General features: G+C 31.8%; 9 protein-coding genes. 3 read left to right on the forward strand and 6 right to left on the reverse strand.

Annotated elements, in window-relative coordinates; genetic code table 11:
- Positions 1–29: 29 nt before the first annotated feature.
- The 3 genes from Q0829_RS08345 to asnS all read left to right on the forward strand — a co-directional run bounded on the left by Q0829_RS08345 (position 30) and on the right by asnS (position 7,095).
- On the forward strand, positions 30–2,471 hold the full coding sequence (locus Q0829_RS08345; RefSeq protein WP_298541716.1) for a DUF5686 family protein: 2,442 nt from the start codon (positions 30–32) through the stop codon (positions 2,469–2,471).
- An 86-nt stretch (positions 2,472–2,557) separates the two neighbouring features.
- Positions 2,558–4,969 carry an efflux RND transporter permease subunit gene (locus tag Q0829_RS08350; protein ID WP_298541717.1) on the forward strand — a complete coding sequence of 804 codons (2,412 nt, stop codon included), beginning with the start codon at positions 2,558–2,560 and terminating at the stop codon, positions 4,967–4,969.
- A gap of 683 nt (positions 4,970–5,652) precedes the next feature.
- Positions 5,653–7,095: an asparagine--tRNA ligase gene (asnS, locus tag Q0829_RS08355; protein ID WP_298541718.1), complete on the forward strand. Its 1,443-nt coding sequence runs from the start codon at positions 5,653–5,655 to the stop codon at positions 7,093–7,095.
- A gap of 9 nt (positions 7,096–7,104) precedes the next feature.
- Here asnS and Q0829_RS08360 read toward each other — a convergent pair whose 3' ends face one another.
- The 6 genes from Q0829_RS08360 to Q0829_RS08385 form a co-directional block, all read right to left on the reverse strand.
- On the reverse strand, positions 7,105–7,611 hold the full coding sequence (locus Q0829_RS08360; protein ID WP_298541719.1) for a hypothetical protein: 507 nt from the start codon (positions 7,609–7,611) through the stop codon (positions 7,105–7,107).
- Positions 7,612–7,682: 71 nt separating this feature from the next.
- Positions 7,683–8,150 carry an ankyrin repeat domain-containing protein gene (locus Q0829_RS08365; RefSeq protein WP_298541720.1) on the reverse strand — a complete coding sequence of 156 codons (468 nt, stop codon included), beginning with the start codon at positions 8,148–8,150 and terminating at the stop codon, positions 7,683–7,685.
- A gap of 121 nt (positions 8,151–8,271) precedes the next feature.
- Positions 8,272–9,036 (reverse strand): LytTR family DNA-binding domain-containing protein, encoded by a 765-nt coding sequence (locus Q0829_RS08370; protein ID WP_298541721.1) that lies wholly within the window; start codon positions 9,034–9,036, stop codon positions 8,272–8,274.
- 4 nt (positions 9,037–9,040) lie between these two features.
- Positions 9,041–10,054, reverse strand: coding sequence for a histidine kinase (locus tag Q0829_RS08375; RefSeq protein ID WP_298541722.1), 1,014 nt, complete (start codon positions 10,052–10,054; stop codon positions 9,041–9,043).
- Positions 10,055–10,057: 3 nt separating this feature from the next.
- On the reverse strand, positions 10,058–11,269 hold the full coding sequence (locus Q0829_RS08380) for a serine hydrolase domain-containing protein (RefSeq protein ID WP_298541723.1): 1,212 nt from the start codon (positions 11,267–11,269) through the stop codon (positions 10,058–10,060).
- A gap of 9 nt (positions 11,270–11,278) precedes the next feature.
- The gene (locus Q0829_RS08385; RefSeq protein ID WP_298541724.1) at positions 11,279–13,645 is read right to left on the reverse strand and encodes an outer membrane beta-barrel protein; all 2,367 of its coding nucleotides are present in this window, start codon (positions 13,643–13,645) and stop codon (positions 11,279–11,281) included.
- Between the last annotated feature and the right edge of the window lie 29 nt (positions 13,646–13,674).

The raw sequence follows: 13,674 nt of genomic DNA on the forward strand, positions 1-13,674 counted from the left end.
TCTTCAATTCTTATGAATCAATTCGGATAATGCAAAACAAACTCTTCTGTTTATTATTTTTTACTCATTTTGTTTTACTATCTCAAATTAGCATTACCGGAAAAGTAATTGATCAAAGTACCAGCCAACCACTACCTTTTGCTACCGTAAAAACAGATCATAACTCTTATGCACTAACATCCTCAAAAGGTGAGTTCGTAATAAGATGTGATAGCTATCCTGTTAACCTTACCATAAGCTATATTGGATATAATAAGAAAAAATTTTCTATAAAATCCGAAGACATCGTAAAAGTAGAGATTCAACTTTCCCCTAAACAAGAAAGTTTAGGAACAGTAAAATTAGATGTCCCTGGAAGTATTGCTTCTAATATTATTAAACAAGCTATTATCAACAAAAGCGATAATAACCCAAATAAAACTCTACAAAATTATAATTATAAAAGTTATAATAAGTTTAAAATTACTGAAGATAATCAAGCAAGATTCGAAACTCCCGATACTACAGGCGTAGACATGGAACGTATCTTTAACGATGCTCACTCTTTTCTTTCTGAAAAAGTAAGTCAACATCAGTTCAATAAAGGCCGCGACGAAAAAGAAACTGTTCTTGCCTCCAGAATGACTGGATTTAACAAACCAGTATACAATGTACTAGGAATCAAAATTCAGTCTAACTCGCTATATCAGGAAAATTATGTGATTTTTAATAACCGATATGCCGGTCCTTTGTCCAACAGAGCTCTCAAAAATTATTATTACAAGGTACTGGACACTACACAAGGCAAAAGGCCAGCCTATGTCATACTATTTCAACCAAGACGATCTAAAAAAATAGCAAGTCTTGAAGGAGTTTTATATCTGGATATGGAAACCTTAGCCATTCAGAAAGCAGTTGCCGAATTAAGAGGAGAGCTCAATGTAATGGCGACCCATGATTTTGAATACAATGCTGAAGAAAAATTATGGTTCCCACTAAATCAAGAAGTAACTATTAGACCCGGTATTGGAAAACAAAAAGTTACTCTATTCGGAGGTCAAATTTCAGTTGGCAGGCTAGGGAATGATCAGAAAAGTTTTACAGGCAATAATGACTTCTTAATTTCTAAAACTGATTTCTTTGATTATACGATCAAACCGGATTCTAAAATTAAACTTCAACAATCCGCGATTGAAATAGCGCCTGAAGCAACTACTAGAAGTGAAGAATACTGGAATACATACAGGACAACAGCCATTACAGAAAAAGATTTAAAATCCTTTCCTATCGTGGATAGTATTGTCCAAGCGCAGAACATAGAACGAAGAATCGACGTTATTCAGAGTTTTAACATTGGATACTACCCTGTTGGATTTTTCGATTTTGATCTAACCTATCCTATTAAATACAACAATTTTGAAGGATTACGTTTGGGGCTTGGGGGATTAACAAATGAGAAATTTTCTAAAAGATTTCGTGCAGAGGGTTATCTCGTTTATGGCTTTAGAGATGGGAAATTTAAATTTGGACTAGGTGGTGGAGTTTTATTAAATAAGGATTCGGGATCTTGGTTAAATGTTAATTACACTGATGACCTTAAAGAAGTTGGTAGTTTCTTTTATTTAACTGATAGGCGTGTCTATTCGCTATTCGAACCACGTTTAGTAAATATAGATTTCTACTACAAACACAGGACCTGGAGCACAAGTTTACAGCATAGGATTTTACCAAAATTATTATCAGAAACTCAGATTTCTGTTAGTAATATTGATCAAACTGGTGGCTACACATATTTTGATGATGGCACTTTATTCTCGCAATACAAAACTGCAGAATCCACCATAGCACTTAGATGGAGTCCATTTAGCAAATTTTTAAAAACACCTAATGGTTACAAAGAAATACAAGACGGATACCCAAAAATCACAGCCCAATACACACAAGGGTATAAGGGAATATTTGATAGTGATTTTAATTATAGTAAAATAGGCATTAAAGCAGAATATATAATTAATCGCCTTAATCAATCAAGCACAAGTTTATTATTGGAAGCGGATATTGCAAGTGGCGATGTACCACTTACGCACTTATATCACGCATATCCAAATGCCCCAACCAAAGAAACAGTTTTTCAAAGGTTTTCTGTAGCAGGACGAAGAAGTTTCGAAACTATGTATTTTAGCGAATTTTTTAGTGATCGACTTGCTACTTTACAAATAAGACATAAACTCAGGCCCTTTAAGATAGCCAGTTGGCTTAAACCAGAAATGGTATTAATTACTAGATATGCAATCGGGGATGTAAGTAATAGAGATAAACATCTGGGTGTTAACTTTAATTCTCTTCAACAAGGTTATCAAGAATCCGGCTTCGAAATAAACAAGCTTTTTGCTGGTTTTGGACTAAGTTTTGCTTATCGTTATGGCGCATATCACCTGCCAAAACTAGAAGACAACATTGCGTTTAAATTCACTTTTTACCTAAAGCTATAACATAACTATATTTATTAATTTTCTTTTGGAGATTTTTTTAAGTATTAAAACCTCAAATTCTTACATTTGCAGAAGGAAAATAGAGCATGGCAAAGTTATTAACTTTCGGGTTTTGGAATACATTAGCTGGAATTATACTCCGTAATAGAGCAGCAATTTTTATAATTATAATCGGTATCACCGTTTTTCTCGGATTTCAGTGGAAAAATATGCGTTTTTCTTTTTCGGAAGCGAACCTTCTTCCAGATGATCACGAAGTAAACATAAAATATCAGGAATTTCTGGATAAATTTGGAGATGAGGGTAATCTCATTGTCATGGCGGTAAATGACAGCTCTCTTTTTACACCAACAAAACTAAAAGCCTGGAATGATTTTAATGATGCATTCAAACAATATAGCGAGATCGATCTGGTAATTTCTGTTAGTGATTTAAAAACTCTTAAAAAAGAAGATAATCCCGCTAGATTCGAACTTGTATCTTTTATAAAAGACAGTATATATACTGAAAAAAATGTTTCAGCATACGAAAACGAATTGTTCAACAAATTACCCTTTTATGAAGGGCTCATTTATAGCAACAAATCTAACACCATACAAAGTGCTATTTACCTTAATAAAGACATTGTAAATACAATTGTAAGAAAAAAGTTTATCGAAGAAGTTCTAAACCCTAAAGTTGAAGAATTCGAAGAAAAATTTGGGATGGACGTTAAAGTCTCTGGCATGCCATATATCAGAACAATGAATTCTCAGAATATCATGGATGAGATTCAGATATTTATTTTAGCGGCATTACTAGTTACATCGTTGATCTTCTTTTTCTTTTTCAGATCTTTCAGAGCAACTTTTATATCGATGACTGCGGTAATCATAGGTGTAATGTGGGCTTTTGGGTTACTAGGGCTTTTAGAGTATGAAATTACTGTTCTGACTGCTATAATACCTCCATTAGTAATCGTTATCGGAATTCCAAACTGTATATTTTTAATTAACAAATATCAGCAAGAAATAAAAAAACACGGTAATAAAGCAAAATCGCTACAACGTGTTATTACTAAAGTTGGAAATGCAACGCTAATGACTAATGTTACTACTGCTGCAGGTTTTGCTACATTTGCCTTAACAGAAAGTAAGTTATTAAAAGAGTTCGGTATTGTGGCTGCATTAAATATCGTAGCACTATTCATCTTATGCTTACTGGTTATCACTATCATTTACAGTTACATGCCTCAACCAAAAGAAAGGCATCTAAAACATTTAGGAAAAAGATGGGTGGAGCGATTGGTTAACTGGATGGAGCACGTAGTCAAAAACCAAAGAATAACTATATACATCTCCTCTATTGTTATACTTATAGCAAGTATTATTGGGATTTACACAATAAAAGTTTCTGGAAGTTTATTAGAAGACATGCCTAAATCAGCAGGTTTTTTTAAGGATATTCAATTTTTTGAAGATGAGTTTGATGGCATTATGCCGCTAGAAATATTAATAGATACAAAGCGTAAACAAGGAGTCCTAAAACTACCTACTTTGCGGAGAATGGAACAATTAGAAGAGCTACTAGAAGAAACACCAGAGTTATCTAAACCTATTTCTATTGTCAACTTAGCAAAATACGCTAAGCAAACATATTATAACGGAAATCCAAAATACTATCAACTACCCACAAGTCAGGAACGTAATTTTATTTTACCATACATCAAAAGCTTTGAATCTAAAACAGGAGCTATGAATAGCTATATAGATTCTACTGGACAATATGCGAGAATAACTACATTCATGAAAGATGTAGGTACTGAAGAAATGGAGCGAATAGAAGCCAGTCTTGCTCCGAAATTAGAGAAACTATTTCCTAAAGATCGCTATGAAGTTACTTTTACAGGGAAAGCATTAATTTTCCAGAAAGGGACTACCTATTTAGTATGGAATCTCATATTCTCTTTAGGTCTAGCTATTATATTAATAGCACTATTTATGGCTTGGATGTTTAGATCCGTTAAAATGATTGTTATATCATTAATACCTAATCTACTTCCTTTATTAATGACTGCTGGCTTAATGGGATTCTTGGGAGTCCCTATTAAACCATCAACGATATTAGTTTTTAGTATCGCTTTTGGGATTTCTGTAGATGATACTATACATTTCTTAGCAAAGTATCGACAAGAATTAAAATCTAATCACTGGAGAATTCGTAAATCTGTTTTTGCTGCGTTAAAAGAAACTGGAGTTAGTATGTTTTACACTTCTACTGTTTTGTTCTTTGGCTTCTCTGTATTTATGATTTCGAGTTTTGGTGGAACCAAAGCATTAGGTGGATTAGTTTCGGCTACTCTATTATTTGCAATGTTAGCCAATTTGTTATTATTACCTTCATTATTACTTTCTTTAGAAAGAAGTATTGCGAACAAAAAAACATTGAAAGAACCCGCATTAAAAATTATTGCAAGCGATGATGATGAAGAGCTTCCGGAAGAAGATGAAAAGCAATAAAATTTTCACTATTTACTTACTTAAAAAAAAGAAGCCTCGTTAGTAAACTAACGAGACTCCGTGTAAGATAGATTACCCCAAAACCTATCGAACTAAACTTAACGTAAACACAATCGTCATAATTGCATATGCAAGATACATTCCCTTTTTGTATTTTGAAACACATTCATGGGGGGGATTTCCCCCTTTTGTTAAAATAAACATTGTTTTAACATTTTTTTTGTAGTCATAAAATCATATTTAAAAACTCAAACAACTAATAAATAGATATTTATAATAATTATTTTTGTAAGAATTTTTATTTATATTTCGAAAATAATCTTAAAAAAAAGTGATTTTTTCCCCAAAAAAGCTTCTTTTTATGGTTTTAACATAGAATTGCTCTAGAAAAAACCGACAGATATTAGCATATTTTAAAAACACCCGTTTTTATTAAAACAAAAACACACAAAAACATTTATTACTAAAATTCGTTTTTTTGAATACTAAGATTATGCATCAATTCGATTAAAAAATTATCTTTGCTAACTTTAAATTTTATATCCTATATCTAGTAAAAAATGAAAGTTAGGCATATGACCTAATGAATTGATTAAATTAAGAGTAGAGGTAGTATTATAAGAAAAATAATACTGATTTTGCTCATATCATCGAACCGATGTAAAACAAATAAAATTAAACTGATGAAACATACCAAAGTAATAGATGTACTGCAAAGTGATAAACTTTTACAGCCTATCACCGTAAAAGGATGGGTTCGTTCTTTTCGTAACGATCGCTTTATAGCTATAAATGATGGATCTACCATTAAAAACATTCAATGTGTTATTGAAGATAATACTATAGATACTACTATTACTAATAAAATAAGCGTTGGCGCAGCTCTTTCTATTACCGGTACACTTACTGAAAGTGAAGGAAAAGGACAGCGAGTAGAGATTAAAGTCACCAATGTAGAAATAGAAGGCGAAGCTGATCCGGAAGAGTTAAAACTGACAATCCTTTCGCCTAAACGTCATAGCCTTGAAAAACTAAGAGAGCAAGCGCATTTAAGAGTTCGTACAAATACTTTTGGAGCTATTATGCGTATGAGATCTAAATTATCCTTTGCAATACACGAGTACTTTCAGAAAAATGACTTTTATTATGTACACACTCCTGTAATAACTAAAAGTGATGCAGAAGGAGCTGGAGAAGCTTTTAAAGTAACGAATTTAGATCTTAATAACATTCCTAAAAATGAGAATGGTGAAGTAGATTATAAGCAAGACTTCTTTGGTGGTGAAACCAACTTAACCGTTTCTGGACAATTAGAAGCAGAAACCTACGCTATGGGATTAGGCCAAGTATATACTTTTGGCCCTACATTTAGAGCAGAAAATTCTAATACTTCGCGTCACTTAGCCGAATTCTGGATGGTAGAACCAGAAGTTGCTTTTTGTGATTTGGATGGCAATATGGATCTTGCAGAAGATTTTATAAAATACGTAATTCAATTTGTTCTAGATAATTGCCAGGACGATCTTGAATTTTTAGAAAACAGATTAGTTCAAGAAGATAAACAAAAACCTCAGGCAGAAAGAGCTGAAATGTTACTTAGAGATAAGCTAAAATTTGTTTTAGAGAATAATTTTAAACGTGTAAGCTATACAGAGGCTATAGAAATACTTAAAAACTCTAAACCTAATAAGAAAAAGAAATTTAAATTTCCGATAAACGAATGGGGAGCAGATTTACAAAGTGAACACGAACGCTTTTTGGTTGAAAAACATTTTAAGTGTCCTGTAATATTATTTGATTATCCTGCAGACATCAAATCGTTTTACATGAGACTTAACGAAGATGGCAAGACAGTAAGAGCAATGGACATTCTTTTTCCAGGTATTGGAGAGATTGTAGGAGGTTCTCAGCGTGAAGAGCGACTTGATGTTCTTAAAGAAAAAATGGCTGCGTTAAATATACCAGAAGAAGAATTATGGTGGTATCTGGATACACGCCGTTTCGGAACTTGTAAACATAGTGGCTTTGGGTTAGGTTTTGAAAGATTAGTATTATTCGTTACGGGAATGGGTAATATTCGTGATGTAATTCCTTACCCAAGAACTCCATTAAACGCTGAATTTTAAAAACATAGTTTAATTTCTATGTTTCTTTAATAAAATCTCAGAAATTAGATCATCAATTACGTCTTGATTATAATCTGATTTCTGAGATTTGTTTTTTGCTTTTCGAATTTTTTCTGAATGCGGGACTTTTCCTGTTTCAGCTAACAACTTCATTGTATTTTCAAAAAAAGTATTCAAAATAGGCATTACATATTGGCTATGAGTATTTTTATCTCTAAGCTGAATAAATTTCTTAGCATACGCCAAAAACAGCTGCGGATATTGGGCAAATGTTATGATTGCCTCTGTAAAACTCTTCTGAACCTCTTCTTTATCAATAGAATGTCTAAATTTTAGTTTTGTAATATCAATATGCTTTAGAATATATAGAAGAGCGCTTTCTTTTATAAAATTGCTATAGTCAGTACTAGAATAGTAATAGACCTCCATACCAATATTTGTGTTTATGATCAGCACTTCATCTCCAATACTATCCTTAAGAAAAGATTGAAAGGTATCCGCTGTAAATGAAGACATTAATAAACGTCTTTTTATATCTGTAGAACGTATATTAACAGATTTTATATTTTCTATAAAGTCGTTTATACTCACTTGGTAACATTCAATAATTCAGAAAAATCAATTCCTTGATCTTTTGCATGCATCTCTGCTGTGTGTCCGTTATTATCCTGAGCTGTAATATCAGCGCCATTCTTTATTAATAATCGTATAATTTCTTTCTGACCGAAAGTAGCTGCAAAAATTAATGCGGTAGCATCGTTATAACTTTTAATATTGACATCAGCACCAGATGCGATCAACAATTCTGCTATTTCATAATGCCCTTTAAAACAAACGCCCATCAATGCGGTGTTTCCCGAAGCATCCTTTGCATTAACATCAGGATTATAACTAAGAATCAGTTTCGTAATCTCCATAAACCCATAATACGTAGAAAGTAAAAGTGGTGTAGAACCTCTTTGGTCTTTTATATGTATCAAACCTTTGTCCTTATCAAGAAAGCTTTTTACTGCTTCTAAGTTTTCAGACCTGATTGCATCAAAAATTGTATTCATTGAAATAAAATTGTAATATTCATAATGACTAAGCAATACTGCTCGTATTATTTTTGAAGATATCAAAAAAATATATCAGGAATACTCTAATTAGCAGAAATTTATAATTTCGAAGACAAAACTACTCTTCTATCCATTTCCGGAACTCCGATGTAGTAGCAGAACTTGTCATTACCTTTTCTTTTACACCTTTTAATTTTATTAACAATCTATTTTTAAAATGATTTTCGATCGTTTCGATATATTCAATATGAAGAATCTGACTTCTATTAATTCTAAAGAATTTTTTGGGATTTAGCTGTTCTGTTAAAACTCCTATTTTTTCTAAAACCGGATGTGTTTTTCCGACTAGATCTGTAGCAACGCAAAAATCTCCAGATGCCACGATCAGACTTATATCAGTAACATTTAACAACTGTATCCCCTTTGCTCGTTTAATTACAAAACGTTTTTTGTATTTCACCTGTTCTTGCTGTATTGCAGATTTTAATACATTAATTGTAGTATGATCTAATGGATTATAAATACCTTGTTTGAATAAGGATTGATATTTTTCTAAAGCTTTTTTAAAATCATTCTGCGAATATGGTTTTAAAATATATGCTACGCCGTTGGTATTAAAAGCCTGAAACAAATATTCATCATGTGCTGAACAAAAGATTATAGGGCACTCCACCTTTACTGTATTAAAAACATCAAATGAGGTACCATCTAATAACTGAATATCCGATAATATAAAATCATATTTGTTATTATTCAGAAATGTGATTCCATCTGCAACAGTACGAGACCAATCATGAGTAATTTCTTCTTCAAAAAAAGTATCCAAACTTGATGTCAATTTTTGATATGCAGGAATTTCGTCCTCTAAAATTAAAATATTCATAACCTTAAGATTCATTACTTAATTTCAAAATCGGAATAGAAACTTTGAATTTTGATTCCGTATTAATAATCTGTATCTCTTGATCAGATAATAATTTGTAACGCGCTTTTAAATTCTTTAAACCTGTTCCAAAAGATTCTTCTCTGGATTGAATTTGAGTTTTAGTATTTATTACTGTTAACCAATCTTCTTCTATACTAACCGTTACCTTAATAGTATTCGCTTGCCCTGCTTTATTATGTTTCACAACATTTTCGAACAGTACCTGTATTGATCCAGTAGGAATAAATTTATCTATAAGCGATATTTCTGTTTTAATCTGAAAATCATAATCGCTACCAAATCTAGTTTCTATTAAAAAAACATAATTCTCTGCAAAAGCAATTTCTTCAGAAAGTTCCATCACCTCAGCATCTTTAGTTCTTATCAAATAGCGATAAATTAATGATAAACGATTAATGTATTCTTTAGCTTTTATAGTATCACTATCAATTAATGCATCTAAAGTATTAAGATTATTAAATAAGAAATGAGGATCTATCTGAGATCTCAATAATTTCAACTCATTCTCCTTTTGTTGTTTTTGTACATTAAAAAACTGAGCCTGACCTTCGTAAAACTTTTTAGCTAATAAAATACCAAACACAAAACCAGCATCATCAGATAACCGAAAGAAACTTCGCAGCAAAAAATCATACCATTTTGGAAATTTACTCCAATCTCCTCCACCAGTCCAATATCCCGATATGTAATCAATAGCTCCAAAAAAACATAGCAATACAAGCCCAAAAAACACAAATTGAGTGTATTTTTTCTCTTTTACCACATAATTAGGAATAAGCCAATACATAAAAATTAAAATGATAACAAAAGAAAGTATAGCTGCTAAAGGAATATCAATAAGATACTCGATAAGGTCATTATCTTCTCTATAATAATCAATACAATTAAAGAGAATTGTAACCATATAGACAATAGCTACGATAATATAATCTGATTTGTTTAGCTTGGTATTCATACTCTAAATCTTCTGATTTTTACGTTTTCTAATACGTCGAATGATCCTCTTTACGAAAAACACTATCACAAGAATAAGTAAAATCGATAAGACACCTATAGTGATATATAATTTTGTACTGCCTGGATCAGCTAATAAATAGAAAAACATATCTTGCCCCAATTGTTCTCCATACTCAGAATTAGTAAACAAAATGTATCCCCAATCCTTTTCTGTATCTAAAAGGAACCAACTGGTAAAGCCAATATTATTACCTCCGTGACAGTAAATATTTGTAAAAGGTATTTGGATATTTGTAAAACCAAGTGTATATCTCACATCAAATTCATCATATGGCACTTTGGAATGAGGTTTTAATAATTCTGTATAGCTTTCTTCTGATAAAATTTCTTCATTCATTACTGCAATCATCCACTTAGAAAAATCTATAGATTCTGAATGGAGAGAAGCTGGTGCAGAAAATATATTATTCTCCTTTTTAAACCAATAGTTATTTTTCCAATCAACCCAATTATTATTTTCATCATATGGTTCTGCTTTATGTTTTCTGGTGTAGTCATCCTGAACATAAACTGTATGCTCTAGCCCAATTGGTTTTCCTATTCGCTTCTGAAATTCTGCCTCCAAACCTTTATCATCCGTATTCAAAATATGTTTTAAGACCTGAGTTATATATTGGTACCCTTCTCCAGAATAAAAATAATCTGTCCCTGGTTCGAACTGAATTTTCAGGATATTATCTTCGTCATCTTCTCTCCAGTTTTGAAAACCAGTTTGGTGACACAATGCCATACGCGTGGTTATTTTTTTGTAGCGTTCATCATGAGCAATATCAGGATACTCCATATATTCATACAATGGCTTATCGAGATCAAGAATCCCTTCTTCTACAAATGTCATTACAAAAAAACCAAATACAGGTTTTGATATAGAGGCACCTTCAAAAATAGTTTGCTCGGTAATTGGTGATTTTTCTTCTGCATTAGCATATCCTTGGGTTTTATTATAAACAACTTTCCCTTCATTGATAATAGCAATAGAAATTCCGGGAATTTTATATTCAGCCATTTTGGTACTTATAAAAGTATCTAAAGAATCCTTCGGAATATCGAATCCTAAATAACTATCAACTGAATCATTATCTACAGAAGTACAACTGGTAATTAAGCAACCAATCAGCACAATAACACTAAACTTTTTTACAAAATTTCTCATACTTTTATTTTAGTTTTTATCATCTATTCTATCCTGCTCCTCTTCAGAAACATTATTCCTCTTTTTCTTTTTACTAAACTTAGATCCAAAATTATAATTCAATTGAAGAAAAACATTTTGTCTTGGCCAATCATTTACTATTGTTGCATTTACATTATCATAATTTATAGTTCCTAAGAATTTTCTATTCAGAATTTCTTCAAATTCCAAGCTCACTTTTAAGCGATCATTCATGAATTTTTTACTTACAGCAACATCAATTCCTGCTATCCATTTATACGCTATTTGCCCTTCTAATCCACCTGTAGAATAATATCCGGATATTTCAGAGTTTATACCCCAAGGTAATTTATATTCTGCGCTTGTATACCAAGTTAGACTCCATTGTGATAAATCCAACGCCGGAGATAACTGCTCTGATCTATATTCATTATAATTAACGATTACACCTGTATATCCATCCAATCCTTTTATAAAATCCAAAGGACCGAATAAACTTGCATTAAAATTATTGTTTTCTGCAAGATTGATCACAGAACGAGATGTTTCTGCAGAGGTATCATTCTGGGTTATAATTTCGAATAATGCATCTTTCGTTTGTCCATAGCTAATACTAAAAAATGGTTGATCATCATAAGTTAGATTAAAACGAAAACTATTGGTAAAAGCAGGTTTTAGATTTGGATTTCCTTCTTCAAAAGTGAATGGATCGTAATAGTATACGAAGGAATTTAAAGAACTATATGAAGGCCTTTGAATTCGATAACTATACGCTACATTAACTCCTAACTCTTCCGTTATTTCTCTCCCTAAACTTAGACTGGGAAATAATTTAGAAATCTTTCTGGATCTTGTTTCATTCTGTGTAACAGAAGTACCTTCTGTATCACTTTCTTCCCAACGCAATCCTCCAGAGAACGACCACTTATTATATTTTGCATTAAATTTTGAATAAACTGCTAGGATGCTTTCATCTATTAAAAATCGATTACTTTGATTGATGTTGTTTATAAACTGACCCTGGTCATTCTCTTCTAAAGCTTGTAAATCACTATCAGAATTTACCTGTGAATATTTTGCTCCTGCTGCCCAACTAAAATTGTCACTCTGTGTTCGTTTATAATCTCCTTGATATGTAAAAATCTCATAATCCGCATTCTGAAAATATCTTTGATTGTCATAATCAACAGTACTTTCTGCAACCTTAAATAGGTTATTTTCATTTTCAAAATTATAATCGATATAATTAAAATCTAACGTTAGCTTATTCTTTTCATCATCATATTCGTAGTATGGATTTAGTGTATAAGTCACCCTATCTCTATCATAACTATTGTCTGTTAGTAATTCTACAGATGACACTCCATTGGTAATGGTTGTATTGTTTTTCGTGATTCGATCTGATAGTGACTGAATTCTATTTGCATTTAAACCAATAGTATTTTTATCATTAACATAATAATCAAAACCACCACTTATTCTAAACGTCTCAGGATCAAATGGCGAAATTGACGTTTGATTATAAGTTTCATCCAATACTTGTCTGGAAATTATTAAGTCTTCTCTCCACGAAGATTTATTATAACCTGCACTAGCCTGCCAGTTGAGTTTATTTTTATAACTAGCAATAGATGCACTAGTTCCATAAGTAAAGTCATCAACATAACCGATTGTACTTTTAATACTTCCGTGAGTTCCTAATTTCACATTTTTCTTTAAAATGATATTAACTATTGGGCCTGAACCTTCTGCATCATATTCTGCTCCTGGTTGTTGGATCAACTCTACTCTAGCAATATTATCAGCTGGCATTTCTCTCAACAAAGACGAAACATCCATATAATCTGTTGTTTTGCCATTAATTAGTATTCGTATGTTTCCCTGACCACCATAATTTAAGTTGCCATTCGTAACAATTACTCCAGGAACTTTTTTCATTACATCTTGTAAATTGGTGTTGATCATTTCGGATTTTTCTATATCCACAATTAACTTTTCAGCTGTTTGTTTGATAATTGGTTTCTTATAGGTTATCAAAACCTCATCTAACTGTTCTGATTGTAACATAAAGTTCATTGACAACTCTTTTCCTTTATCGTCAAGACTAAAAATTTCTGATATTTTTGTTTCGTAGCCTAACATTGAAACTTCGATTCGATAGGTTCCTGCTTTAATATTCTCAAAAAAATACGCTCCATTTTCACTAGTAGCCATTGCCGAAATTGCTGTATCAGTTTCATCTACGTATAAAATCACGTTTGCAAAAACCAAAGGTGCACTGTTTTGATCGGTAACATTTCCTTGAATTACGTTTTGTCCGTTTGTAATTTTTACTACAATGAGTAAAATAAATAATAGTACTTTTTTTAATCCCATAACTTTTCGTTTCTTGATTGATGATGAAA

The organism is uncultured Aquimarina sp. (assembly GCF_947492405.1).
GTDB lineage: Bacteria > Bacteroidota > Bacteroidia > Flavobacteriales > Flavobacteriaceae > Aquimarina.

What these genes read in the sequence shown, in the direction of transcription:
- Q0829_RS08365 (WP_298541720.1), bottom strand. Translation starts at nt 8,150, where the DNA reads ATGAATACAATTTTTGATGCAATCAGGTCTGAAAACTTAGAAGCAGTA.
- Q0829_RS08385 (WP_298541724.1), bottom strand. Translation starts at nt 13,645, where the DNA reads ATGGGATTAAAAAAAGTACTATTATTTATTTTACTCATTGTAGTAAAA.
- Q0829_RS08370 (WP_298541721.1), bottom strand. Translation starts at nt 9,036, where the DNA reads ATGAATATTTTAATTTTAGAGGACGAAATTCCTGCATATCAAAAATTG.
- Q0829_RS08360 (WP_298541719.1), bottom strand. Translation starts at nt 7,611, where the DNA reads ATGTCTTCATTTACAGCGGATACCTTTCAATCTTTTCTTAAGGATAGT.
- Q0829_RS08375 (WP_298541722.1), bottom strand. Translation starts at nt 10,054, where the DNA reads ATGAATACCAAGCTAAACAAATCAGATTATATTATCGTAGCTATTGTC.
- Q0829_RS08380 (WP_298541723.1), bottom strand. Translation starts at nt 11,269, where the DNA reads ATGAGAAATTTTGTAAAAAAGTTTAGTGTTATTGTGCTGATTGGTTGC.
- Q0829_RS08345 (WP_298541716.1), top strand. Translation starts at nt 30, where the DNA reads ATGCAAAACAAACTCTTCTGTTTATTATTTTTTACTCATTTTGTTTTA.
- asnS (WP_298541718.1), top strand. Translation starts at nt 5,653, where the DNA reads ATGAAACATACCAAAGTAATAGATGTACTGCAAAGTGATAAACTTTTA.
- Q0829_RS08350 (WP_298541717.1), top strand. Translation starts at nt 2,558, where the DNA reads ATGGCAAAGTTATTAACTTTCGGGTTTTGGAATACATTAGCTGGAATT.